Genomic DNA, 23,551 nt, shown 5'->3' with positions numbered 1-23,551 from the left:
TATGCCTGAATGGCTGGCGTTGTCAGAACAAGGGCGCCAGGGCCGCGATGGGCACCAGTCCGGACGACAGCGCCCCGCCGGCAAAGTTGAGCTGGTTGTTGTGCCGCCCGTTTTCGCCCGGCACGCCCAGCACCAGGGTGCGCCAGGGCTCATCGAGATAGGGCCCGATGCGTTCGGCAACGCCCAGAGAATCGATGCTGACTGAGCCGGTGGGATAGCCTTGGGCATCCAGCGCCAGTTCACCGCTGGCGTTGAGATCGGCACTGCCGTCACTGGCACGAATGCCCACCACGCGCAACTTGCCCCCGGCCTGCTGCCAGTCGGGCAGGACAGGCACCGCACCCCAATTGCGGATGTCATCGGGCAGCGCGGTCACTTCCAGTTCGATTTCGGCATTGGCGCCGGTGAGGTCGATGCCGGGTGCTGACAGCGCTTCGGCGCGCAAATAGCCAGCCAGGGCGGCGCGGCCGGCCTCGGGGTCGTGCATTTCGGGCATGTCGAGCAGATGGGCTTCGATATGGTCGGCCTGGGCGATCTGCGTGTCGCCGAAGAGCTGGTCCGTCCAGGTCACGCCGTCAGCGACGATGGAGAGCCGGGCAATGCGCCAGTCTTCTAGCCTGAGGCTGGCTTCGCTCTCGGCCCAGTTGACCTGCTGCCGCGCGCCGGTGAAGGCATCGGAAATGGCAACCGGGCCAGTGACCGAACCGAGCAGGTGCGTGGGCCGGTAGGCCATGGCGCTGGCCCGCATATAGGGGATTTCGACCAGTACGTCGCCGGAAACCAGCGATGCGGATGTACATTCGACATCGAAGCGGAAGGGGAAGCCGCCGACGGCCAGATCGCCACAGACAAGCTGAGGCCCTGTCTCTCCATCGGCCAGCGCCTGCAGCTCGATCTGCTGGCGCAACTGGCCCGCAATGAAGAACCAGGCGCCGGTCCAGCCCAATACGACGAGCAGTACCACTCCGCCCAGGATGATGATTCGCTTTTTCATGGACCCTACATATCCTTGCTACCCGATTGTCAGAAGCGGCTTTGCATTGCGCTTTTCAGACGCCGCATATCCCCGTCTGCTTGGACGGGCCTGGGAAGTCCTTGCCCGGTGTGAACGGGGTCGGTAGCCTAATGGGGAAAGTGGTTGTGCTATGGCGAATGAACGAGATTTCGAAGCGTCAGAGAAGACGCATTGGGTTTTTGGCTATGGATCGCTGATCTGGAACCCTGGTTTCTCATTCCTCGGCGCGCAATTGGGCTTGCTGCGCGGCGCACACCGGTCCCTCTCGATCATCTCCCATCATCATCGCGGCACACCGGATGTGCCGGGTCTGGTGTTCGGGCTGACACGCGGCGGGTCATGTCGGGGCATGGCCTTTGAAGTGTCAGTCAATGCCTGGACGGAAGTGCGCGCCTATCTCGATGCGCGCGAACTGGTCACCGCTGTCTATCGCGATGTGTGGCGGCCCGTCACCCTGGCCGATGGCCGGCGCATCAGGGCGCTGACCTATGTGGTCGATGAAAGCCACGAACAGTTTGCTGGACAATTGAGCCACGAGGAACAGCTGGCGATGATCCGCGCCGGTGTGGGGATATCGGGCCGCAATGTCGATTATGTGCTGAATACCGCGCACCATCTGGCGCAGTTGGGCATCACGGATCGCGCCTTGATGCGCTTGGCGCGGCAATTGGAGAATGAGGGGCTCGCCCGGAACGGTGCAGGTCAGGCGGCCTGAGCAACGGATTCGGGCTGGGGAAAGGCCTGTTCAAGATCCCATATGGCCGCTAGGCGGTCTTCCGGCGCAGTCAGCCTGAAGACATGGGTCGCGCAATCGAGCGCCAGGCGGAAACGGCGGCGGCTCATGGGATCAGCCACCAGTTCCTGGGTCGATCCGACCCAAAGGACATGGCCGCCCTTGGCAATGACATAGAGATGGGACTCCGACATGGCGAAGCTGTCCAGACGTTCGCTGCTCAAGGCATAGGCGCGGCCGGACAGTCCCGCCCACTGCGATAGCGCCGGCTGGTGCTGGCCTGCCGTTTCACCCCGATGCCGCATTTTCCCGTTCCTCCGCGTCCCTGGAGAAGAACAAAATTAGAACAAATTGAAACGACCGTCAAGCGCCCCATGAGCGCGACACTATATGTAATGTATTCGTTCGCCAAAACCGTCAACATCTAGCGGTCTTGTGCCGTGCGGAGCGTCGCGGCACGAGCGCGCAGCTCGGCATCGGGGGGACGACCGATGCCTTGGTCGATGGCCTCAAGGGTCAGCCGGACCGACTCGGTCTCGATGACATCGTGCAGGCGTTTGCGGAAGGTTTCGGCGTCCAGTCCGGGCTCGATGGGGGGCAGGAAGCGGGCCTTGGCCGTGCCGGGCCAGATGACCAGGCTATTGCGCCCCCAGAACAGCCCCGCATTGAGCGCCACTGGGACAACGGGCACGTTGAGGGCACTGTACATGCGCACGATACCCTGGCGATATTCGGCCGGTGCCAGAGCGGCCCGCCTCGTGCCCTCGGGATAGATGACGATACGGCAACCGCGATCGATGGCCGACTGGGCCTGGGCGATCATTGCGGGAATGGCCTGTGCACCCTTCTGGCGGTCGATTTCGATGCAGTCCAGCGAGCGGGCGGCCCAGCCGAAGAAGGGGATGCGCATCAGCTCCTTCTTGGCGATGTAGGCCGGCCGGCCGGTATGCGGGAATATCGCAAAAATGTCCCAGTCGGACTGGTGCTTGGAGGCAATGATGCAGCCGCCGGGCGGAATGTGCTCCTCGCCCTCGACCTCGGTGCCCATGCCGGTCAGGACGCGCAGGTACACCACATTGGACCAGCACCAGTATCGGGCAATCGCCCAGCCGAACCGGGTGCGCCCGAAAAGAATGCCGATGGTTCCGGCAATGACGGCGAGAATGATCGTCTGGCCGATATACACCAGATAGAAGATGGTGGTGCGGATCGCCTGAATCGCGGCCCTGATCGACATATGCTCCCCCGCTTTGCCCGCTGGTTCTGTCATAGCCTTACAAAAGCGCCTTGGCGAGGCCGCGGGGTCAGGAGGCCTCACTGAGATAGCGCCGTACCGTCATGCGCGACGTAATGGCAGTCAAAACGGCGATCACCGGCACGACGGCCAGAACAAAGCTCATGCCGTCCCAGCCCAACAGGAACCGGCCGAACAAAACACCGACCTGGGCAGTCGCTTCGCTGGGCAGGACGCTGCCAGCGGCCATGCCGATCAAGAGGAAAAAGAGGATGGCCAGCAGCGCACCCAGGAAGCCGCCCTGCAGACCGATGGAGAGGAACCGTCCCTGGAACTCGCCGGCGATGAACTTGTTCGAGGCGCCAATGAAATGCAGCACGTCGACAATCTCGCGATTGGTGGCCATGGCGCCGCGGGTGGCAAAGATGATCGCCAACACGGTGGCAACCCCGATCAGTCCCAGGACCAAGAGGCCTGACAGCACGACCGTGCCGGCCATGGTGTTGAGTTGCTGCCGCCAGGCGGCATGAGTATCTAGGCTGGCGCCATTGATCGCTGCAAGATTGCGCTGCAATTGTTCGACATCGGCCTCCGCCGGATCGGCGAGCTGCACGACGATGAGGCGCGGAATGGCAATGGCCGACAGGTCCAGGCCTGCGCCCAGCCAAGGCTCGAGCAGCGACTGGCTCTCCTCGATGGTAAGCGCCCTGGCGCTGGCAACACCAGGGGTGGATTGGGCCAGGGATACGGCGGTGCGCAGATTGCTGTCCATCACCTCGCCCTCGACCGGGCGGAGCTGGATCGTCAGTTCCCGACCGACATCGGCGGACCAGGCGATGGCCGATTTCTGCACCAGGACCACGCCCCCGAGGGTCACGGCAGAGAGAAAGGCCATGATGGTCACGAGCAGCAGCAGTGTTCGACCGGCAACGCTCTTCTCCGGCACGATGGGTGCTGCGCCACCGCGGCGCGGCAGCAGGCTGAGCAATTGCCTAATCATGGATCGTCAACTCCCCCTTGTTCAGCACCATGCGCGGATAGGGGAAGCGGTCGAGCAATGGCAGTTCATGAGTGGCCAGGATGATCGTGGTGCCCAGCGTGCGGTTCAATTCTGCGAACAGGTGCACCAGGCGGCTCGACAAATCAGGGTCGACATTGCCGGTGGGTTCGTCGGCCAGCAGCACTTTGGGGCGGGCGATGACGGCCCGGGCGATGGCGGCACGCTGTTTTTCACCACCCGAGAGCAGGGTCGGCAGGGCATGCATGCGCTCGCCCAGGCCCACCCATTCGAGCAGTTCGATGACGTTGGGGCGGTATTCGCTTTCCGGCTGGCCCAGCACGCGCAGCGGCAGCGCCACGTTTTCGAAGGTGGTCAGGTGATCGAGCAGGCGAAACTCCTGGAAGACGATGCCGATATGACGGCGCATCTGAAGCAGGCTGTCCTGGTCGAGATTGCCGACATTTTCGCCGAACATGGTGACCTTGCCGCGGCTAGGCTTGTTGGAAAGCAGCAGCAGGCGCAGCAGGCTGGTCTTGCCCGCGCCGGACGGACCGGTGAGGAAATGAAACGAGCCCGGCTCGATCGAGAAGGTCAGGTCTTTGAGAATTTCAGGGCCATTGCCATAGCGCAGGCCCACATCGGAAAATTCGATCAAGAAGAGGTGCCCCCAGCTCGTGCGGCAGAAAGTTTGGTGCAAAAGCGAATCAGCGTAGCGCCATCATAACAGCGCGGTCGCCTCCCCGCGGCATGCCCGCTTCATTGGGCGGGGGAAAGCGGCACAATTTTGGTCAAAGCATCGGACCGAAAAGTGCAACGCGGTTTTCGGACACCTCCGATGCGACGCAAAAGACGCGGTCCGTGCAGTCCATGGCGCAGGTTTGAGGAGTTTTAACTCGCAAGGGGATAGGGTCAGCTACCTCCGAGGGATCCTGCGCCGCCTGATGATCATCACCTGCCCGCATTGCCAGACCAAATACCAGGTGACCTATGAGGCTATCGGCTCGGCTGGTCGCAAGGTGCAATGCGCGCATTGCCACCAGGCCTGGAAGCAGGGCGCCATGCCCGACGAGCCAAAGGCCCGGCCCGATCAGGACGCCGACGCCGTGTTCGATGCCATGGCAGAGGATGCACTGGACGAGGCCATGAGTGCCGAGGAAAGCGCGATGGCCGGAAAGCGGGCAACCGCAAATCCGCCGCCCGCCTCCGGCCTGCCGCAGGGGATCGACGCGGCAGAGCTCAAGAAGCGGCAGCAGGACTTCTCGCGCCGCCAGAACGCCATGACGTCCCGCCTGCCGCTGGCCCGGCTGCGTCGTGGAGCCCGGGTGGCCGGCGTGGTGCTGCTTGCTGGCATTATCGGTGGCGCCTATTTTCTGCGGGTGCCGATCGTCGAGCGCTACCCAGATCTTGCAGGGCTCTATGAAGCGGTTGGCCTGGGGGTCAATGTCGTGGGCCTGGACTTTGCCGGGCTGGAGACACTCAAGACCCTCTCAGGCGGCAATGACGTGCTGACGGTGTCGGCGCAGATTGTGGGGCAATCGCGGATCCCGGTGGCAGTACCACCGGTGGTGGTGAGCCTGCTCGATGAAACCGGCCGTGCAGTCTATGAATGGAGCGTTTCGCCCCAGGTGCGCGATCTGATGGCGGGGGAACGCGCAACCTTTGATACCCGGCTCACGTTGCCGCCCAGTGAGGCGGTGCGTGTTCGCCTGAGCTTTGCCAGCCAAGGGGCGACTCATGGGCGCGGCACTCCGGCGGAAAAGCCAGCGCAAATACCCCCATCCAACCCGGCGGCGGCTGATCCTGCCCCATCCCATGCGGCCCCGGCCGCTGCCCATGGCGAGGCTGCAGCTGCGGCCCATGCTCCGGCAGCGGCTGACAGCGGCCATCACTAGGAGAGCAACCATGGCTCGCATCCTCGTTGCCGAAGACGACCCGTCTGTTCGCGCCTTTGTTGTCAGCGCCCTTACTCTGAAGGGCCACGAGGTCGTGGCCGAGGACGATGGCGGGCTGGCCGCCGAAACCATCGATGCTGAAGCCGGCCGGTTCGACCTGCTGCTGTCAGACATCAAGATGCCGGTGATGGACGGCATTGCTTTGGCTCTGCATGTCGGCGCGCAATATCCCGATGTCACGATCGTGCTGATGACCGGCTTTGCCGATCAGCGCGAGCGGGCACACGGTCTGGACGCGCTGATCTACGATGTCATCGCAAAGCCCTTCACCTTGGTCGACCTGCTCGCCAAGGTGGACGATGCGCTTTCCGGCCGGCCGGTGGAAGTGGTGCCGCTGGCACGGCGGGGCGTGCAGTAGGGGCTGAAAGCCCCCCTCACCCGACGGCTATGCGAGGGCTAAACCCAGTCCGGTACGCTGTCGAGCGCGATCAATTCATCCAGCGACCTGCGCGGCCGGATCACATGCCAGCGGCTACCATCAACCAGCACTTCGGGAATGAGCGGGCGGGAATTGTAGGTGGATGCCATGACCGCGCCATAGGCACCGGCGCTGATCACGGCGAGTAGGTCGCCTTCCTTGACGCCCGGCATGGTGCGCCCCTTGGCGAGGTAATCACCGGTTTCGCAAACCGGCCCGACAATGTCGCCCGTGATCGGGGGCAGATTGGACTGGTTGACCAGTTCGATATCATGATGGGCTTCGTAGAGCGTGGGGCGGATGAGGTCGTTCATCGCCGCATCCACGATGATGAAATTGGCCTCGCCTTGCTTCACATATTCGACCTTGGTGACAAGGATGCCGGCATTGCCCACCAGCAGGCGCCCCGGCTCGATGACCAGCGAGCAGCCCAGTTGCCCGATCTTGTCGCGCACTACGGCGGCATAGGCCTCCGGATGCGGCGGGGCTTGCTGGTCGTGGTTATAGGGAATGCCCAGGCCCCCGCCGATATCAACGTGATGAATGTGGTGACCGTCTGCGCGCAGTGCCGCCACGAGTTCGGCCATCAAGCCAAAGGCATTGCCGAAGGGTTCGAGATCGGTGATCTGGCTGCCAATATGCATGTCGACACCCACGGCCTCGACATTGGGCAGGGCGGCGATGCGAGCATAAACTTCGCGGGCACGCTTGAACGGAATGCCGAACTTGTTCTCGCTCTTGCCGGTCGAGATCTTGGCATGGGTACGCGCATCGACGTCAGGATTGACGCGCACAGAGACGCGGGCCGTGACGCCCATATCCATGGCCACCATGGAGAGACGTTCAAGTTCGGGCTCGCTTTCAAGGTTGAAGCATTTGATGCCCGCTTCAAGGCCGCGGCGCATTTCCGCAACGGTCTTGGCGACACCCGAGAAAACGATCTTTGCCGGGGCGATGCCGGCAGCCAGGGCGCGTTCCAGTTCGCCCAGCGAGACCACATCGGCGCCGCAGCCTTCTGACGCCATCAGCTTGAGGACCGCCTGGTTGGAATTGGCCTTCATGGCATAGGCCATGAGCAGGTCCAGTCCCTCGAAGGCCTCGCGCACCACGCGGACATGCCGACGCAATGTGGCGCTGGAATAGACATAGAAGGGCGTGCCGACTTGAGAAGCCAGATCGTTGAGATTGACGTCCTCGGCAAAAAGGACACCGTCCCGGTGTTGAAAATGATGCACCACAATAAGCCCCGCTGGGTCGGTGCGGCCATTATGCCGTCATGGGAGATGACGGGGAACGGTCGCACTGTCCTTTGTTTGAGGCACCTCTAGAGCAGGTGGCACGAAAACGAAAGCCAGTCTTATCGATCCGCCTCATAAGCGGCTTCTATCCGTTCGGCGACCAGATGCTGCAGCCGCCAGAGATGCGGGTCGTGGATGCCCATCTGCTCGAGATGACCGACCGTGGCGTGCAGATATTCGGCCATGGAGCCGCGCGTGCCAGTTGCCCTGGCCAGGACGTCGGCGATTTCGGCATCGGAGAGACCGGAAACATAGCGACCGGAATTGCGATCGATGCAGAAGGTAAGCGCCCGCACTTTCCGTTCGCCCGATCGCACTTTGACCCAGCGTGGCGGGAAGGCGGTGGGCAGCCAGCCCATTTCGCGCTCGAAGAGCTTGGTCAGGCATTCATCGCGCCGGTCGGGTGGCAGGCGGTAGAGCGCGCCCTTACAGGCGCCGCCCCGGTCCAGGGCCAGCATCAGGCCCGGATTGTCTTCGCTGCCCCGAAAACGGGTGTTCCACCCCAGGCAAAAGGCGCGGTGCCAGCCATGCAGCAGGCCGGTGCGCATTTCGACATAGTCGCAGGCCGGTTTCCAGATCAGCGAACCGTAGGCAAAGACCCAGGTTTCATCGTGATGATCGGGGCCATCGAAGAGTTGCGCAATGGTGGCGGCGTGATCATCGAGGGTCGCCTCGCGCAGCCCCGGCGGCGGGGGCGGCAGGGCTTCCACGGTTTCGGCCGGCTGGAGATAGGCGACATGACGGGCCGTGAGGCGCATCTGCCGCGGTGTCATAGACATTTTGGCGTCCAAATCACTTCTGGCGCCACAAGGCTATTGCGGCGGCAGGATTATGCAATACCGCCGTCACCATGACCGCTATGCTTTTTTGTCTTGAGCGGACGCGGCTCGTGCGTCTCGCCCGTGAGGGCGCTCTTCCAGCGTGCGGCTTGCGCCAACACATTGGCCGGTGCCGTGCCGCCATAGGAAGCGCGGGCGGCGACAGAGGCCTCGACGGTCAGCACCTTATGGATGCGGCTGTCGATGCGGTGATCGATCTGCTTGAAATCCTCGATGGTGAGGCCTTCGAGCCCGCAGCCCTTCTGCTCGGCCAGCGACACGACCTGCCCGGTGATGTGGTGGGCATCGCGGAAGGGGATGTTCAATTCGCGCACCAGCCAGTCGGCAACATCGGTGGCAGTCGAGAAACCGGCCGAGGCGGAGGCGTGCATCCTGTCGCGATTGGGCTGCATGTCGCTGACCATGCCGGTCATGGCGGCGAGGGACAGCGAAAGGGCGTCGAGGGCGTCGAAGGCGACTTCCTTGTCTTCCTGCATGTCCTTGGAATAGGCCAGTGGCAGGCCCTTCATGACCACGAGCAGGGAGTTGAGCGCTCCCAGAATGCGCCCGATCTTGGCGCGCACCAACTCAGCGGCATCCGGATTGCGCTTTTGCGGCATGATCGAGGAGCCGGTGGTGAACTTGTCGGAAAGCTTGATGAAGCCGAACTGGGCCGAAGACCAGATCACCATTTCCTCGGCAAAGCGGCTCAAATGCATGGCGCAAATGGAAGCGGCTGCCAGCGTTTCAAGAATGAAGTCACGGTCCGAGACGGCATCGAGCGAGTTGGCTGTCGGCCGGTCAAAGCCGAGTGCAGCTGCGGTCATGTCGCGATCGATCGGATAGGGGGTACCGGCCAGGGCCGCCGAGCCGAGCGGACTTTCGTTGAGGCGGGTGCGCGCATCGGTAAGCCGGCCGGCATCGCGGCCCAGCATCTCGACATAGGCGAGCAGATGGTGGCCGAAGGTCACCGGCTGGGCGTTCTGCAGATGGGTGAAGCCGGGCAGGATGGTCTCGGCTTCTTCCTCGGCGCGGGTCACGAGCGCCAGCTGCAGGCCTCTGATCTGGCCGATCAGGGTGTCGATATAGTCGCGCACATAGAGCTTGAAATCGGTGGCCACCTGGTCGTTGCGGGAACGCGCGGTGTGGAGGCGCCCGGCAGCGTCGCCGATCTTTTCGCGCAACCGGCTTTCAACATTCATATGGATGTCTTCGAGCGCCCGCGAGAATTTGAAACTGCCGCCCTCGATTTCGCCGAGCACCTCGTCTAGACCGGCAAGGATAGCGTCGCGATCGATCTGCGTCAGAATGCCCGTCGCGGCAAGCATTGTGGCATGGGCCTTCGATCCGGCAATATCCTGGCGGTAGAGACGCTGGTCGAAGCCGATGGAGGCGTTGATTTCCTCCATGATGGCATCGGGCGCTTCGGCGAAGCGGCCGCCCCACATCTTGTTGCTCAGAGCCTTGTCCGACGGAGACACCATGGAAAATACCCGCTCAAATGGCCCCCGATCCGCGCTTTCCTGGGCACTGCCCGTGGCGGTGGGGGTGATCGTTGTTGCTGGGTCTATAGCGGCATGGCTGATGCTGGGCAATGCCGGGACGGCCAATGAATGCCCAGCGCAGCAGGCGCAGGCGCAGATCATCGACGCGGCGGCCGTGGGCGAACTGGCCGCGCTCAATGGCACCGGTGACGGACGCGGCTATGCCGATATGGGGTTCCGTGATGCGGCGGGCAGGCAGATGAGCGTCGCCGATTTTGCCGGCAAGGCCCTGCTGGTCAATTTCTGGGCGAGCTGGTGCGTGCCGTGCCGCGAGGAGATGCCGGCGCTCGACGCCATTGCCACCCAATATAATTCGGACCGGTTCATGGTCCTGCCGATCAATCTCGATATCGGCGAGAGCGGGCTGGAAAAAGCGCAGGACTTTCTCGATGAAGGGCAGTTCGAAAACCTGCCGCTTTATGCCGACAATACATTTGCCGCTTTTGAACGCCTCAAGCGCGAGGCGGTGGCCATCGGCCTGCCGGCAACCCTGCTACTTGATCCGGAGGGCTGTGAACTTGCGGTGCTGCAGGGACCGGCAGAGTGGCACAGCGACGATGGCAAGGCGGTAGTCGAAGCCTTGATCGGTTTGAGAGGATAGGCCTGGCCGCGATCAACCCCTACCCGCTGCGTGCCGTGGCCGTACTCATGCCCGGAACGCGCACATAGCGCGCGGCCCGCTTGCGGCGGGGCACGGCAGGAAACGCTTCCTTCCGGGCGCGGATACAGATGACCCCGCTCATGGCGGGACCCAGCATGCGCCCGAAGCGCTCGAAAAAGCGCGGATATCTAAGCACGATGCGGGACTGGAACGGCGGAAGGAAAAGCGCGTCGCGCCAAGCCTCCGGCACGAAACTATGGTCGCGCAACAGCTTGTCGAGCTGGCCGCCCGAATAAGGATTGCCCTGGCCAAACGGCGTGTTGTCGCGCTGCGCCCAGATACCCCTGCGCCGCGGCACCACCAGCAGCAAATGGCCATTGGGAGCGGTGATGCGCCAAAGTTCGCGCATCAGCTCTTCGGCATCGGCCACATGTTCAAGCGCGTGGATGGCGACGGTGAGATCGATGGCCGCGTCGGTCAACGGCATCTCCAAGGGGTCGCAGAGCACGGTGTGCGAGGGACCTTCGCGCGGCCAGGCCGAAGCGCCCTGGCGCTCGGGCATGAAGGCCAACACCCGCTCGGCCCGATTGAGGGTAAACCGCAGATAGGGCGTGGCAAAGCCCAGACCCAGAATGCGCCGGCCCCGCACATCGCCCGCCAGTTCCATGACGTGTTCGCGCACCAGCGCCCGTGACAGGCGCCCGAGCGGGGATTTGTAATAATCGATGAGACGGACGACATCGCTGGTCATGGCGCGACCTTGCCAAAGCGCCGTGAACTTGTCCAATGCGGCATTGTCATTGCTGCCCACGGTCCCTAGCTTGCGGACAGATTGCAAATTCAAGGAGACAGGATATGGGCCTGATCGTGGACGTATTCGCCGCCCGCAGCGACAATTTCGGCTATCTGGTGCACGATCAGGCCTCTGGCCGGACGGCCGCCATCGATGCCCCGGAGGCCGGCCCCATTCGTGAAGCGCTCGACCAGCGCGGCTGGACCCTGACCGACATCTTCATCACCCACCACCACATCGACCATGTCGAGGCGATTGCCGAACTCAAGTCTGCGTTTGGCACCCGCGTGGTTGGCCCACGCGACGAAGCCGACAAGATCGAGGGACTCGACGAGCTGTTGGGCGATGGCGATAGGCTGGAGTTGGGGGAAACCCGCTTTGCGGTGATGGCCACACCCGGCCACACGCTGGGGCATATCGTCTTTTACGAAAAGGAGGGCGGACATCTGTTCTCTGCCGACGCCCTCTTTTCGCTCGGCGTGGGCCGCATGTTCGAGGGCGCGCCGGGCCCCATGTGGGAAGGCCTGAAGCGCCTGCGCGAACTGCCGGATGAGACGCTGGTCTATTGCGGGCACGAATATACGCAGTCCAACGCCAAATTTGCCCTCTCGATCGACCCGGACAATGAAACCCTCAAGGCCCGCGCGGCCGAGGTGGAGAGCCTGCGCGCTGCCGGCCGACCCACCATTCCGTTCAATCTGGGCGAGGACAAGAAGGCCAACCCCTTCCTGCGCGCCGATACCCCGGAACTGGCGAAACACTATGGCCTTGAGGGTGCCGATCCGGCCGAGGTTTTTGCAGCTATTCGCAAGGGCAAGGACAATTTCTGAACCCTGATTTCACGCGACCAAGCTGCAAGGCCGCTCATCACGAGCGGCCCTCTTTGTACCCACTAGGCTGTGCACCGATCACAATTGCGGATCGAATTTCGTTAACAGACTGTTACCATCTGGCATGGCGCTTGCCCCTTTGGGGGTACAGCGCCGCAAGGTCTGTGCCATTCCGGCACAGGGCGGCCCGAAATGGTACAGACGATGTCCGAACTGGCACAAAGCGACACAGTCTCCTCCGGCCTGCCGGTGGCACAGGCGCCATCCGGTCCGCGTCCCTCGCTGGCGCGCAGCTCTTCCACGGCCGCCTTTGTCAGCCAGCTCATTGCCGCACGTGCGCATATGCCGGTCCAGCGCGCCCGCCGCATCGGTACGCCGGAAGGCGCCGTGGGTGCCTATGGGCAAACCGCAAGGCTGGCCCAGCGCCGCATGCCGCAGGGCTATCGCAAGACCGTTGTCGCCTGAAAGGCTGGCCTAGTTCATCGAGACATCGCGGCTGGCGCTGGTGATGGAGACGGTAAAGCCGGCCACCACGTCGATCAGGCTCATCACCATAAGCAGGAAAAAGACTGAGCTCGAAGCCGCGCCGACCAGCAGGAACTCGACGAGGAAGGCAACAAACACCACCATCGAGAGCATGTGCTCGATGATCGAGGAGCGCGCCGTATTGGTGGACTTGAGCACCTCGAAAAACAACAGAATGATCCCGATCACCAGCAGGAAGTCCCCTGCGCTGATCGCCCAGGGCATGCCCGACGGCATGGGTATGGAAAACAGGCCGGCGCCCCAATTGGTCGGATTCCCGCCAAACAGGAGGAACACAACGACATTGTAGATCAAAAAGGGCAGCACCAGCAGCGGGATGACGAAGCCATTGTTGCGTGGCCGCTGGCCGCGCTGGGTTGGCAGGACGACGGTTTCGCTCATGGGTGCTCTCCGGTTCGGCCCACGCACCATGCCAGAGGATTTTGAGCAACAAAAGACGCTGCCATTCTCAAAGAACGTCGCGCCCTGTCTAATGGACCCAGTGTTAATCGTCGTACTGCCGAGTTCTGCCGATCCGGCGAACACGCAACAGGAGGATCGACCCATGTCCAACGCCAAGAACACCGTCTGCATTTGGTATGACACCGGCGCCGAAGAGGCGGCCAATTTCTATGCAGCCACCTTTCCCGATACCCGGGTGACCGGGGTTCATCGCGCACCGAGCGACAACCCCTCGACCAAGGCTGGAGCCGTGCTCACGGTTGAATTCACTGTGATGGGCATCCCCTGCCTCGGGCTCAATGGTGGCCCGGCCTTCAAGCACACGGAGGCATTCTCCATGCAGATCACCACCGAGGACCAGGAGGAAACCGACCGTTACTGGAACGCCATTGTCGGCAATGGCGGCGAGGAAAGCATGTGCGGCTGGTGCAAGGACAAATGGGGCATAAGCTGGCAAATCACCCCTCGCGCTTTGTCCCAGGCAATGGCTCAGGGCGGCGAGACGGCCAAGCGGGCCTTCGATGCCATGATGGAGATGAAGAAGCTCGATGTCGCCAGGATTGAAGCGGCGGTGCGCGGCGAATGACGGCGCCCCGGCGGGCGGGGGTGAACCCGGGGCCAAGGCGATTGTGATGGAACAGCAGGCTGCTTCAGCGCTTGATTGGCAGGTTTATCAGCACTCAAGTCAGTCATGCGCCCCGATCCCAGCTCTGCCCTCGCTGAATTCATCTCCGGCCCGGATTTTCCCTGCGTCGGCGCCAAGTCGGCGCTGGGAAAAGGGCAGTTGAAGACCTTTGTTGCCCGCAGCATCGACAGCGCTTGGAACGACCTCGAGATTCAGGACCAGCTCATGCATTTTGCCTGGGCCTACAAGCAGCAGCCCACCCTGTTCACCAGCTATGCCGTGATCTTCGAAGGGCCGCTCGACCTCAATGAGGCCGAGTTTGAAAGCTGCCTCTGGCAAAGAGTGCAGTCCCTGACGGAAAAGGACAGTTGGCGAGGCCAGCCTCCCGACCCCCGCGTCAGCACCGACCCTGATGATCCGCATTTTTCGCTGAGCTTCGGCAATGAGGCGTTCTTTGTCGTCGGCCTGCACCCGCGCGCCAGCCGCCCGGCGCGACGCTTTGCCTATCCCACCATGGTCTTCAACCTGCACGATCAATTCGAGACCCTGCGCGAGCAGCAACGGTACGAAAAACTGCGCAGCGCGATCCTGGAACGCGACATGGAGCTGGCTGGCAGCCTCAATCCGATGCTGGCTCGCCACGGCTCGACGTCAGAGGCCCGCCAGTATAGCGGGCGGGCGGTATCGAATGACTGGCAGTGTCCCTATCATCGCGGCGCGGCAAAGCCGGCGGCCGTCGATCCCCTGGCTGCAAAGGAACGCCACTGATGCCCGAACACGTCATCCCGCCGCGCTCGGGCAGAGCGTTCGAGCTGGCTGCCGGCCAGGTGCTGAGCGTAATCGATCCCATGGGTGGCCAGGTTGCGGACCTGCTGGCGATCTCACTGGCCGATACGCGCGAAATGATTTCCTCGGGCAGGACCCTCGACTATGCCGAGACGGTCTATCTGACCACCGGGCACAGCCTTTACTCCAACCGCTCCAACGTGATGCTCGACATCATCGAAGACACGGTGGGCCGGCATGACTTTCTCCTCACCCCCTGTAGCGAAGCAACCTTCCGGCTCTGCTATGATGACGAGCCGCCCCATCAGGGCTGTCACGGCAATCTCCATCACGCGCTGGAGCCTTGGGGCATCGACGAGGATGCGATCCCTGTGGCGTTCAACTGCTTCATGAATGTGCCGGTGGATGGCGAAACGGGGCGTTTCAAAGTGCTGCCCCCGCTCAGCAAGGCGGGCGACTATATTCGCTTCCGGGCCAGGATGAACCTCGTGATCGGGCTGACCGCCTGTTCCGCCCCGGCGAGCAATGGGGGCAGCTTCAAGCCCATCCACTACCGCATCGAAGAAGCCTGAACGCGCACCCGCACCGACCATGGACGGCCTTGCGGGTGCGCTGCTGCGAAAAAGGGAGTGATCAGCCCTTGAGCTTGAGTGGCCCGACCATCTGCTCGGGTTTGACTTCGGCGTCGAATTCCTCGGCCGTCAGCAGCCCCAGATTGATGGCTTCTTCCTTCAGCGTCGTGCCATTGCGATGCGCGGTCTTGGCGATCTTGGCAGCGTTATCGTAGCCGATCTTGCGGTTGAGCGCAGTCACCAGCATCAGTGACTGGTCAACCAACTGCTTGATCCGCTTGTTGTCCGGGGCAATGCCAACGGCGCAATTGTCGTTGAACGACTTGGCGGCGTCGGCCAGGAGGCGCACCGACTGCAGGAAGTTGTAGGCGATGACGGGCTTGAACACGTTGAGCTCGAAATTACCCTGGCTGGCGGCAAAACCGATGGCCGCATCATTGCCCATCACCTGGGCCACGACCATGGTCATGGCTTCCGATTGGGTCGGGTTGACCTTGCCCGGCATGATGGAGGATCCCGGCTCATTTTCCGGAATGGTGATCTCGCCCAGCCCCGAACGCGGACCGGAGGCCAGCCAGCGCACATCATTGGCGATCTTCATGAAGGCGGCTGCGAGTTGCTTGAGCGCGCCTGAAGCGCTGACAAAGGCATCGTGCCCGGCCAGCAGTGCGAACTTGTTGGGGCCGGTGACAAAATCCCGTCCGGTCAGCGTGGCGATTTCCTCGGCCACGGTCACGGCATAGTCGGGGTGCGCGTTAAGGCCCGTGCCGACGGCGGTGCCGCCCAGCGCCAGTTCCTTCAACTGCGGCATGGTCGCCTTGATGGCGGCGAGCGCATAATCGATCTGCGCCACCCAGCCCGAAATTTCCTGGCCCAGGGTCAGCGGCGTCGCATCCTGGAGATGGGTGCGGCCAATCTTGACCACGTCCATATATTCCTCGGACTTGGCGTTGAGCGTATCGCGCAGCAGCAGCACGCGCTCATAGAGATAGCCTTCGACCGCCTCGACCGCCGCAATATGCATGGCGGTGGGATAGGTGTCGTTGGACGATTGGCTCATATTGACATGGTCATTGGGGTGCACGGGTTTTTTCGAACCCATGGTGCCGCCGGCCATTTCAATGGCGCGGTTGGAGATGACCTCGTTGACATTCATGTTGGACTGGGTGCCCGAGCCGGTCTGCCACACCACCAGCGGGAAATGATCGGCCAGCTTGCCCGAAATCACTTCATCGGCCGCGGCAACAACCAGGTCGCGGGTGGCCTCATCCATCAGCCCCAGCTTGTGATTGGCCAGCGCGGCGGCTTTCTTCAGGATGCCGAATGCAGTGACGATTTCGGTGGGCATCTTTTCCCCGCCGATATCGAAGTTCTGGAGGCTTCGGGCGGTCTGCGCGCCATAATATTTGTCACTCGGAACCTCGATCTGGCCCATGGTATCCGATTCAACGCGCGTGCTCATGCTTGCCCCTGGCTCCCGGTTTGGCCGCGTCCTGTTGCGGCAGAAAAAAACAAAACGGCCGACCCTTTGTGGGGGCCGGCCGTCGAAATATCAGAAAACGCGCATCAGCGCTTGCTCGCCTTTCGGCTTACTTCTTTGCCGCGAGGATCTGACGGCCGCGATACATGCCGCTCTTGAGATCCACGTGATGCGGACGACGCAGTTCGCCCGAATCCTTGTCTTCGACATAGGACGGGTTGGCAATCGCGTCGTGCGAACGGCGGAAACCGCGCTTCATCGGCGAGGTCTTGCGTTTTGGCACAGCCATGGTCGGTACTCCGAATTCAAATTCATTGTGCCGCCGGAAGCGGCCCAGAGAGGTCTCTCTGTCAGGATTGGTGGGGTCTATAGAGCAGAATGCGCGGCTTGGCTAGAGGGATTTGCACCGCAAAGCGCCCACAAAACCGAGTCTTGCAACCATCATAGCGCCAGCCGTCCGTCCTTGCCGACACAGGCCGCGCGCTCGCCATATTGGCGGGCCCGGTTCTCGACAATGCCGGCAAGGCGCATGAGACCGGCATTGGGCCGGGCCGGATTGCGCAGGATCGGGTTGGGCAGGGTGACGGCCAGAAGGCTCGCCGTCTGCCAGTCGAGATTTTGCGGTTCGCGTCCAAAGGCCCGCAGCGACCCGGCGGCGGCGCCAAATTCGCCCTCGGGTCCCCACTCGGCAATGTTGAGATAGATTTCCATGATCCGCTGTTTGGGCAGGATCAGGTCGATATAGAAAGCCAGGGGCACTTCGAGCGCCTTGCGGATGGCGCTCTGCTGGTTCCACAGAAACAGATTGCGCGCCACCTGCATGGTCAGCGTCGAGGCGCCACGGGCCTCCCGACCGGCCAGATAATTGTCGACCTCGATGCGCAAAGCCGCCACATCGACGCCCCAGTGACGGCAGAACTGCCCATCTTCGGAGAGGATCACCGAAGCCTTGAGGCGATCGGACAGGTCATCGATATCGCGCCATTCCCGCGTGACCGGCTGGCCGGTGAGCAGGCGTGTCAACATGGGCACCGAAACCGGCTGGACCACCAAATACAGCGGCGTCAGAACCAGGGGAATGGCAATCAGCACAGCAAGGATGCCGAGCGGTATGCGGAGATAGTGCCAGATGGTCTTCTTGGGCCGGGCCATGCTGGCGTGTGTAGCGATCAAGACCTTGCTGGCCAAGCCCTTTCACCCCCTTGCCGCCCCTGATCCAAACCGCTAGCAACAGCACCATGTATGACTTTGCCGCCGACAGCGCCGATTGTGCCCGGGCCATCGAAGCCGGGCTGTCAGATTTTCTTTCCGGCGCGCGGCTTTCCGGCCCCGGACCGGCGGCTGATCGGGTCATTCTGGCCATGCGCCATGGCAGCCTGGAAGGCGGCAAACGCCTGCGCCCGCTATTGTTGCGACAGGCTGCCGCCATTTTCTCCGTGCCGCGCGAAAAGAGCCTTCTGGCCGGCATGGCGGTCGAAATGATCCATTGCTATTCGCTGATCCATGACGATTTGCCGGCCATGGACGACGATGATCTACGGCGCGGCCGCCCCACAGTGCACAAGGCCTATGACGAGGCCACCGCTATCCTGGCCGGAGACGCTTTGTTGACCCATGCCTTTGCGGTCCTTGCCGAACCGGCCTGCCACGCCGAGCCCGAGGTGAGGATCCGGCTGGTGGCAGAACTTGCCGCGGGCAGCGGCGTGGGCGGCATGGTGGGTGGCCAGATGCGCGATATCGAAGGGGAGCAGGGTGGCTTCAGCGAGACCGATATCGCCACCATGCAATCAATGAAGACCGGAGCCCTGATCCGCGCCGCGGTGCGCATGGGCGCCATTCTGGGGGGTGCCGACCCCAGGGCGCTCTCGGCCCTGACCGCCTATGCCGAAGCGGCCGGACGGGCCTTCCAACTGGCCGACGATATTCTCGATGTGACCGCGACCCCCGAGGCCATGGGCAAGGCCACCGGCAAGGATGCGGCGCTCGGCAAGCAGACCGTGGTGGCCCGGCTGGGCCTGGATGGCGCGCGCGCCATGCTCGCCGAAACCGTCAATGAAGCCATTTCCGCGCTTCGAACGTTTGGACCCCGGGCGGACGGGCTGCGCACCACCGCCCGCTATTTTGCCAGCCGGGAGAACTAGGATCATGGCCATTGTGCAAAGCGTCAATATCGGCCAGCCCCGGCCCATACCGGCCAAATCGGCCATGACCGGCATCTATAAGGAGCCGGTTGGCGAGGACCAGCAGGTCGAAATCACCAAACAGGGCCTTGCCGGCGACGCCATCATCAATCGCAAGCATCATGGCGGGGTCGACCAGGCGGTCTATATCTACTTCGCCGACGACTACGACTTTTGGCGCAAGGCACTTGAGCGCGACCTTACGCCCGGCACATTCGGCGAAAATCTCACCATTGGCGGAGTAGAGGGACGCAGCGTGGCCGTCGGCGACCGATTTGAGATCGACGAAGTCCTGCTCGAAGTCACCTCGCATCGCACCCCCTGCGCGACCTTTGCCGCGCGCATGGGCAGTCCTGCATGGGTCAAACAATTCTTCGACGCTGGGCGTCCGGGCGCCTATTGCCGCGTGATTGAGCCCGGCCCGGTGCATGCCGGAGAGCCGGTGCGGCACAGAATGTTCGAGGGCGACCGCATCAGCGTGAGCCAATTGCTGGCATTGGAAAAGCACCGTGACCTCGAACCCGAATTCATGCAGCGCGCACTCAGGACGCCAATCCACTACAAGATGCGGGCCCAGTATGAGGAAAAATTGGCCAAGCTGTTCTAGGCGGTTCCCGCCTCCAGCGCCACCGACCCTTTGACGCTTGCCCGACGGGACCAATTCATGAGCCTAGACACTGTCCGCACCGACCTGGCCGCCCGCGCGCCTGACCTCTCGGTCATCGTTACCACCGATTCCACGGCCACGGTGCAGCTGGCCGCCGCGGTGCATGGCGTCGAACCGGGGCAGATCGCCAAGACGCTCTGTATCAGGGTCAACGGCGATGAATTCCTGCTGTTGACGCGCGGCGATGCGCGGCTCGACAATCAGAAGTCCAAGGCCGCCTTCGGTGGACGCCCGCGCATGCTTGGCGCCGAGGATGTATTGCGCCTCACCAGCCATCAGGTGGGCGGGGTCTGCCCCTTCGGCCTGCCGGCGCCGCTGCCGATTTTTCTCGATACCTCGCTCAGGATTTATGATCTGGTGATCCCGGCGGCCGGCGACACGCATTCCTCGGTAAAACTGACCGTCGAGCGCCTCGCCGAGCTGTGCGGCGGCAAATGGGTGGATGCGTGCCAATTGCCGGGCTGACCCAACGCGCCGAACGCTTCATCCGCGAGCGCATGCCCCTGCGCGCCCTGCCCTTCCGGCCCGATATATCCCTGCATACGCCCACGCCGCAATCCGGCCTGATCGGCTGGTTGGCCAGCGAGGGTCTGGACGAAGCCCCGCCCTATTGGGCCTATGCCTGGGGCGGCGGCGCGGCGCTGGCACTTTATCTGCATGATCATCCCAAAACGGTCGCTGGCAAGACCGTGCTCGATTTCGGGGCCGGCTCGGGTCTGGTCGGCATTGCGGCGATGCGGGCGGGCGCCGCCCATGTCTGGGCCATCGAGAGCGATCCCATCGCCCCGGCGGCGATCAAGCTCAATGCCGTGGCCAACGGCGCAAGGCTTCACCTCTGGACCGAACCGGACTGGCCGGACACCGATATCGTCCTGGCCGGTGACGTGTTCTACGATGCGATGGTGGTGTCGCGGAGCCTGCCTTTGCTTGAAGCTGCGCTCGAGCGCGAGGCCGATGTGCTGGTGGGCGACCCCTTCCGGCCAACACTGCCCCTTAACCGCCTCGACCTCCTGGCCCAGTTTGATGTTGACGACATGGGCGGCAACACACCCGTGCATGCCGGCGTCTTTGCCCTGAAATCCCGGACCACCTGACATGCGAGCCCGGGCTTGCCGGAACAGGATGGCCGGTCTATATCCCGCCCGAGCGAGGACGGCCTCCCCCATTTCGGGACCAGCGTTCGGGACGGCCCGGAACCCCTAGGGGAATTCCATGCGCACAACCGCCGACCGTGTCCGCCACGCCCTGTCCTTCGAAATCATCGGCATCCTCCTGGCCACCCCGCTTGGAGTCTTGGTCTTTGGCCTGCATGGTGGGGACAGCGCCGTGATCGTCATCGGCAGCGCCACCGTGGCCATGGCCTGGAACTATCTTTACAATCTTGGCTTCGACCATGGCTTGAAGGCCCTTGGGCGCTCGACGGAGAAGTCCTTCATCACCCGCATCATCCACGCCGTGCTGTTCGAGATCGGCCTCCTGCTCATGCTGATGCCGCTCATCGCGCTTTATCTCGGCATCACGCTCTGGGAGGCCCTGGTGATGGATCTGGCCTTCGCGCTCTTTTACATGGGTTATGCGCTGGTCTTTAACTGGGCTTACGATCGCCTGTTTCCGCTACCCGAATGGCAGGCCGAACGCGGCTGACAGACACGAAAAGGCCAGCCGGTTGCCCGGCTGGCCTTTTGCTCATCACGGCCACTGCAATTAGCGCACGCGATAGGACGAAATGATATCATTGTTGCGTCCGTCAAGCGAGGAACGGCTCCGGTCCAGCACGGCGCAGCGGCCGCCGAAGTTAAAGTCCTCACAGACCTGGACCTGCGCATCGCCCCGCACCCGAATGGACGAGATACGATCGTTAAAGCGGCTCAAGCGGGGATCTCCCTCGCCTGGGCTGGCACAGAAGCTGGCACCGCGATAATCGAAGTGCTCATAAAAGCAGACCTCTCCAGCGGGCCGGCCGGGACGCGGGTTAAAGCTGCCGCCATTGCCGATCGAGAAAGAGAAGTTCGGCGTGCTGATGCTGAAATTGATGTCCGGCTCGCTGCTCTGGTTGCCGCCACCACCGCTGGCATTGCTAAGATAGCGGGCTGACACCCAGCCATCCGGCCCATTATGGCTGATCCGGCACCAGCCGGACTGGCAGCGTTCGACCTGCACCCTTTCTCCGCGATCGAGCACATCAACCGCGCGATAGCCAGTGCTCGGCCCAGAACGCACATTCACCGCCGCCGTGGCGCGGGCATTGCCTGAGATGTCGGCGCTGGAACCGGAACTCTGCTGCCCGCCACTGTCACCACGATCGGTGAGATAGCGCGCCGACACCCAGCCATCGGGTCCATCATGGCTGATCTGACACCAGCCCGACCGGCATTGTTCAACGTCTACATTTTCGCCCTGATAGAGCACATCGACGACACCATAACTGGTGCCCGGCCCGGAGCGGACATTGAGCGATGCGGTCGACTGAGCGGCTTGCGCCGCTGCCATGCTCGCTAGGCTTAAGCCCAAGGCAATGGATGCGGTTTTTGTCAAGGATTTGGCTAACGACATTGTTCGTTCCTCCTGGATCGCGGTTGGCTCCGCCCCTTGGACGGCCCAATCGTGAAATCTCCCAAGGAGTTCCAGCCTCACCAAAGCGTGAAGAGCGATGCCGCGACCCTCAGAGGAAGCCGCCGTCGGACCGGAAAGCCTATTCCGCGGCGTTCTGCTTGCCAGAACCGAACTTGCGCTCGATATAATCGGCCACCATTGCCTTGAACTGATCGGCCACATCGGCACCCCTGAGGGTCGCGACCTTCTCGCCATCGACAAAGACTGGCGCGGCGGGCGTTTCGCCGGTGCCGGGCAGGGAAATGCCGATATTGGCGTGCTTGCTCTCGCCCGGCCCGTTGACGATGCAACCCATCACCGCCACCGACAGGGTCTCAACGCCCGGGTAGCGCTCGCGCCATTCGGGCATGGAAGTGTTGAGATGATCCTGGATGTCCTTGGCCAGCGTCTGGAAGGTGGTGGATGTGGTACGCCCGCAACCGGGGCACGCCGCCACCACTGGCAGGAACTGGCGGAAACCCATGGTCTGGAGCAATTCCTGCGCAACCTTGACTTCGGTCGTGCGGTCGCCACCCGGTTCGGGGGTGAGCGAAATGCGGATGGTGTCGCCGATCCCCTGCTGCAGGAGAATGCCGAGCGCGGCAGAGGACGCCACAATGCCCTTCGAGCCCATGCCCGCTTCGGTCAGCCCCAGATGCAGCGCATAATCGCAGCGGGCGGCCAGGTCCTGATAGACCGCAATCAGGTGCTGGACGTCCGACACCTTGGTCGAGAGCAGGATCTTGTCCCGGCCCATGCCGAGTTCTTCGGCGCGGGCCGCCGAGAGCAAGGCCGACTGAATGATCGCCTCGCGCTGCACGGCAGCGGCCGAAATCGGACGGGACGAAGCGGCATTCTCGTCCATCAGCCTGGTCAGCAGTTCTTCGTCGAGAGAGCCCCAATTGACCCCGATGCGCACCGGCTTGTCGTATTTGTTGGCAATCTCGATGAGGGTCGCGAACTGGGTATCGCGCTTGGCCTTGAAGCCGACATTGCCCGGATTGATGCGGTATTTCGCCAGTGCCTCGGCACAGGCCGGATGGTCTGTGAGCAGCTTGTGGCCGATATAGTGAAAGTCGCCAACCAGTGGCACGTCATAGCCCATGAAGGCTAACCGATCGCGGATGATGGGCACGGCGGCGGCCGACTCGTCGCGGTCGACGGTGATGCGCACGATTTCCGAGCCGGCGCGGGCCAACTGCATGACCTGCTTCACGGTCGCCTCAATATCGGCCGTGTCCGTATTGGTCATGGACTGCACCACCACGGGGGCGCCGCCGCCCACCATGATGCCACCCACATTGACGCCTACCGATTGCCTGCGCGCTGCCGGACCGGCCATAATTCACCTCGCGTTTGCGCAACAGATAAGCCCCATGCGCGGCGGACGCAATGTCAGGCTTGCGTGATCCGCGGCGGGTCCCGG

The 23,551-nt window shown here is 62.8% G+C and carries 29 protein-coding genes; 14 read left to right on the top strand and 15 right to left on the bottom strand.

Annotated elements, in window-relative coordinates; genetic code table 11:
* Positions 1 to 22 precede the first annotated feature (22 nt).
* Entirely contained in the window at positions 23 to 994 is a 972-nt protein-coding gene (locus ACE4RL_RS03780; protein WP_375599196.1) for a DUF2125 domain-containing protein, read from the bottom strand.
* Positions 995 to 1,145: 151 nt separating this feature from the next.
* On the opposite strand from ACE4RL_RS03780, the gene ACE4RL_RS03775 reads away from it, so the two are divergent.
* Positions 1,146 to 1,730 (top strand): gamma-glutamylcyclotransferase, encoded by a 585-nt coding sequence (locus tag ACE4RL_RS03775; protein WP_375599195.1) that lies wholly within the window; start codon positions 1,146 to 1,148, stop codon positions 1,728 to 1,730.
* Here the strand turns inward: ACE4RL_RS03775 and ACE4RL_RS03770 are convergent.
* The 4 genes from ACE4RL_RS03770 to ftsE all read right to left on the bottom strand — a co-directional run bounded on the left by ACE4RL_RS03770 (position 1,718) and on the right by ftsE (position 4,637).
* Entirely contained in the window at positions 1,718 to 2,053 is a 336-nt protein-coding gene (locus ACE4RL_RS03770) for a hypothetical protein (protein WP_375599194.1), read from the bottom strand. The genes ACE4RL_RS03775 and ACE4RL_RS03770 overlap by 13 nt on opposite strands.
* Positions 2,054 to 2,172: 119 nt before the next feature.
* Complete coding sequence (locus tag ACE4RL_RS03765; protein ID WP_375599193.1) at positions 2,173 to 2,985, bottom strand: lysophospholipid acyltransferase family protein; 813 nt, start codon at positions 2,983 to 2,985, stop codon at positions 2,173 to 2,175.
* A 67-nt stretch (positions 2,986 to 3,052) separates the two neighbouring features.
* Positions 3,053 to 3,982: a cell division protein FtsX gene (locus ACE4RL_RS03760; protein WP_375599192.1), complete on the bottom strand. Its 930-nt coding sequence runs from the start codon at positions 3,980 to 3,982 to the stop codon at positions 3,053 to 3,055.
* Positions 3,975 to 4,637 carry a cell division ATP-binding protein FtsE gene (gene ftsE / locus ACE4RL_RS03755; RefSeq protein ID WP_375599191.1) on the bottom strand — a complete coding sequence of 221 codons (663 nt, stop codon included), beginning with the start codon at positions 4,635 to 4,637 and terminating at the stop codon, positions 3,975 to 3,977. The genes ACE4RL_RS03760 and ftsE overlap by 8 nt, the downstream gene beginning before the upstream one ends.
* 286 nt (positions 4,638 to 4,923) lie before the next feature.
* Between ftsE and ACE4RL_RS03750 the strand changes: the two genes are divergently transcribed.
* Both ACE4RL_RS03750 and ACE4RL_RS03745 read left to right on the top strand, forming a co-directional pair.
* On the top strand, positions 4,924 to 5,874 hold the full coding sequence (locus ACE4RL_RS03750; protein ID WP_375599190.1) for a DUF3426 domain-containing protein: 951 nt from the start codon (positions 4,924 to 4,926) through the stop codon (positions 5,872 to 5,874).
* A 10-nt stretch (positions 5,875 to 5,884) separates the two neighbouring features.
* Positions 5,885 to 6,292: a response regulator gene (locus ACE4RL_RS03745; RefSeq protein ID WP_375599189.1), complete on the top strand. Its 408-nt coding sequence runs from the start codon at positions 5,885 to 5,887 to the stop codon at positions 6,290 to 6,292.
* 38 nt (positions 6,293 to 6,330) lie between these two features.
* Here the strand turns inward: ACE4RL_RS03745 and lysA are convergent, their stop codons facing one another.
* The 3 genes from lysA to argH form a co-directional block, all read right to left on the bottom strand.
* Positions 6,331 to 7,587, bottom strand: a complete 1,257-nt coding sequence (gene lysA / locus ACE4RL_RS03740) for a diaminopimelate decarboxylase (RefSeq protein ID WP_375599188.1) — start codon at positions 7,585 to 7,587, stop codon at positions 6,331 to 6,333.
* A 122-nt stretch (positions 7,588 to 7,709) separates the two neighbouring features.
* Positions 7,710 to 8,429: a gamma-glutamylcyclotransferase gene (locus ACE4RL_RS03735; protein WP_375599187.1), complete on the bottom strand. Its 720-nt coding sequence runs from the start codon at positions 8,427 to 8,429 to the stop codon at positions 7,710 to 7,712.
* A gap of 50 nt (positions 8,430 to 8,479) precedes the next feature.
* Complete coding sequence (gene argH, locus ACE4RL_RS03730) at positions 8,480 to 9,928, bottom strand: argininosuccinate lyase (RefSeq protein WP_375600232.1); 1,449 nt, start codon at positions 9,926 to 9,928, stop codon at positions 8,480 to 8,482.
* A gap of 22 nt (positions 9,929 to 9,950) precedes the next feature.
* Here argH and ACE4RL_RS03725 point away from each other — a divergent pair, with 22 nt between their 5' ends.
* The gene (locus ACE4RL_RS03725; RefSeq protein WP_375599186.1) at positions 9,951 to 10,613 is read left to right on the top strand and encodes a TlpA disulfide reductase family protein; all 663 of its coding nucleotides are present in this window, start codon (positions 9,951 to 9,953) and stop codon (positions 10,611 to 10,613) included.
* Between the two features lie 19 nt (positions 10,614 to 10,632).
* Here ACE4RL_RS03725 and ACE4RL_RS03720 read toward each other — a convergent pair whose 3' ends face one another.
* Positions 10,633 to 11,424, bottom strand: a complete 792-nt coding sequence (locus ACE4RL_RS03720) for a methyltransferase domain-containing protein (protein WP_375599185.1) — start codon at positions 11,422 to 11,424, stop codon at positions 10,633 to 10,635.
* Between the two features lie 44 nt (positions 11,425 to 11,468).
* Here ACE4RL_RS03720 and gloB point away from each other — a divergent pair, with 44 nt between their 5' ends.
* Both gloB and ACE4RL_RS03710 read left to right on the top strand, forming a co-directional pair.
* Positions 11,469 to 12,236 carry a hydroxyacylglutathione hydrolase gene (gloB, locus tag ACE4RL_RS03715; RefSeq protein ID WP_375599184.1) on the top strand — a complete coding sequence of 256 codons (768 nt, stop codon included), beginning with the start codon at positions 11,469 to 11,471 and terminating at the stop codon, positions 12,234 to 12,236.
* 192 nt (positions 12,237 to 12,428) lie between these two features.
* The gene (locus tag ACE4RL_RS03710) at positions 12,429 to 12,701 is read left to right on the top strand and encodes a hypothetical protein (RefSeq protein ID WP_375599183.1); all 273 of its coding nucleotides are present in this window, start codon (positions 12,429 to 12,431) and stop codon (positions 12,699 to 12,701) included.
* A 9-nt stretch (positions 12,702 to 12,710) separates the two neighbouring features.
* On the opposite strand, the gene ACE4RL_RS03705 is transcribed toward ACE4RL_RS03710, so the two are convergent.
* Positions 12,711 to 13,163: a hypothetical protein gene (locus ACE4RL_RS03705; protein WP_375599182.1), complete on the bottom strand. Its 453-nt coding sequence runs from the start codon at positions 13,161 to 13,163 to the stop codon at positions 12,711 to 12,713.
* Positions 13,164 to 13,326: 163 nt separating this feature from the next.
* Between ACE4RL_RS03705 and ACE4RL_RS03700 the strand changes: the two genes are divergently transcribed.
* The 3 genes from ACE4RL_RS03700 to ACE4RL_RS03690 all read left to right on the top strand — a co-directional run bounded on the left by ACE4RL_RS03700 (position 13,327) and on the right by ACE4RL_RS03690 (position 15,206).
* Positions 13,327 to 13,809: a VOC family protein gene (locus ACE4RL_RS03700; RefSeq protein ID WP_375599181.1), complete on the top strand. Its 483-nt coding sequence runs from the start codon at positions 13,327 to 13,329 to the stop codon at positions 13,807 to 13,809.
* Between the two features lie 105 nt (positions 13,810 to 13,914).
* Positions 13,915 to 14,616, top strand: a complete 702-nt coding sequence (gntA, locus tag ACE4RL_RS03695; protein WP_375599180.1) for a guanitoxin biosynthesis heme-dependent pre-guanitoxin N-hydroxylase GntA — start codon at positions 13,915 to 13,917, stop codon at positions 14,614 to 14,616.
* Positions 14,616 to 15,206 carry a DUF1989 domain-containing protein gene (locus ACE4RL_RS03690; protein WP_375599179.1) on the top strand — a complete coding sequence of 197 codons (591 nt, stop codon included), beginning with the start codon at positions 14,616 to 14,618 and terminating at the stop codon, positions 15,204 to 15,206. The genes gntA and ACE4RL_RS03690 overlap by 1 nt, the downstream gene beginning before the upstream one ends.
* Before the next feature lie 61 nt (positions 15,207 to 15,267).
* Here the strand turns inward: ACE4RL_RS03690 and fumC are convergent, their stop codons facing one another.
* The 3 genes from fumC to ACE4RL_RS03675 all read right to left on the bottom strand — a co-directional run bounded on the left by fumC (position 15,268) and on the right by ACE4RL_RS03675 (position 17,838).
* On the bottom strand, positions 15,268 to 16,668 hold the full coding sequence (fumC, locus tag ACE4RL_RS03685) for a class II fumarate hydratase (protein WP_375599178.1): 1,401 nt from the start codon (positions 16,666 to 16,668) through the stop codon (positions 15,268 to 15,270).
* A 127-nt stretch (positions 16,669 to 16,795) separates the two neighbouring features.
* Positions 16,796 to 16,975: a 50S ribosomal protein L32 gene (gene rpmF, locus ACE4RL_RS03680; RefSeq protein WP_375599177.1), complete on the bottom strand. Its 180-nt coding sequence runs from the start codon at positions 16,973 to 16,975 to the stop codon at positions 16,796 to 16,798.
* 152 nt (positions 16,976 to 17,127) lie between these two features.
* On the bottom strand, positions 17,128 to 17,838 hold the full coding sequence (locus tag ACE4RL_RS03675; protein ID WP_375600231.1) for a biosynthetic peptidoglycan transglycosylase: 711 nt from the start codon (positions 17,836 to 17,838) through the stop codon (positions 17,128 to 17,130).
* Positions 17,839 to 17,924: 86 nt separating this feature from the next.
* Between ACE4RL_RS03675 and ACE4RL_RS03670 the strand changes: the two genes are divergently transcribed.
* The 5 genes from ACE4RL_RS03670 to ACE4RL_RS03650 all read left to right on the top strand — a co-directional run bounded on the left by ACE4RL_RS03670 (position 17,925) and on the right by ACE4RL_RS03650 (position 21,177).
* On the top strand, positions 17,925 to 18,827 hold the full coding sequence (locus tag ACE4RL_RS03670; RefSeq protein ID WP_375599176.1) for a polyprenyl synthetase family protein: 903 nt from the start codon (positions 17,925 to 17,927) through the stop codon (positions 18,825 to 18,827).
* Between the two features lie 4 nt (positions 18,828 to 18,831).
* Positions 18,832 to 19,473 carry an MOSC domain-containing protein gene (locus ACE4RL_RS03665; RefSeq protein WP_375599175.1) on the top strand — a complete coding sequence of 214 codons (642 nt, stop codon included), beginning with the start codon at positions 18,832 to 18,834 and terminating at the stop codon, positions 19,471 to 19,473.
* A gap of 57 nt (positions 19,474 to 19,530) precedes the next feature.
* Positions 19,531 to 19,998, top strand: a complete 468-nt coding sequence (locus ACE4RL_RS03660; protein ID WP_375599174.1) for a YbaK/EbsC family protein — start codon at positions 19,531 to 19,533, stop codon at positions 19,996 to 19,998.
* The gene (locus tag ACE4RL_RS03655; protein ID WP_375599173.1) at positions 19,980 to 20,627 is read left to right on the top strand and encodes a methyltransferase; all 648 of its coding nucleotides are present in this window, start codon (positions 19,980 to 19,982) and stop codon (positions 20,625 to 20,627) included. Before ACE4RL_RS03660 ends, ACE4RL_RS03655 begins: the two co-directional genes overlap by 19 nt.
* Positions 20,628 to 20,745: 118 nt before the next feature.
* Positions 20,746 to 21,177 (top strand): PACE efflux transporter, encoded by a 432-nt coding sequence (locus ACE4RL_RS03650; protein WP_375599172.1) that lies wholly within the window; start codon positions 20,746 to 20,748, stop codon positions 21,175 to 21,177.
* Between the two features lie 60 nt (positions 21,178 to 21,237).
* Here ACE4RL_RS03650 and ACE4RL_RS03645 read toward each other — a convergent pair whose 3' ends face one another.
* Complete coding sequence (locus ACE4RL_RS03645) at positions 21,238 to 22,023, bottom strand: SH3 domain-containing protein (RefSeq protein ID WP_375599171.1); 786 nt, start codon at positions 22,021 to 22,023, stop codon at positions 21,238 to 21,240.
* A gap of 202 nt (positions 22,024 to 22,225) precedes the next feature.
* The gene (ispG, locus tag ACE4RL_RS03640) at positions 22,226 to 23,467 is read right to left on the bottom strand and encodes a flavodoxin-dependent (E)-4-hydroxy-3-methylbut-2-enyl-diphosphate synthase (RefSeq protein WP_375599170.1); all 1,242 of its coding nucleotides are present in this window, start codon (positions 23,465 to 23,467) and stop codon (positions 22,226 to 22,228) included.
* Between the last annotated feature and the right edge of the window lie 84 nt (positions 23,468 to 23,551).

It is taken from the genome of Devosia polycyclovorans (genome assembly GCF_042181575.1).
In the GTDB taxonomy this organism is placed as follows: Bacteria; Pseudomonadota; Alphaproteobacteria; order Rhizobiales; family Devosiaceae; genus Devosia; species Devosia polycyclovorans.
Note: the sequence above shows the minus strand (reverse complement) of the source record. Positions and strands in the feature narration are given on the sequence as shown.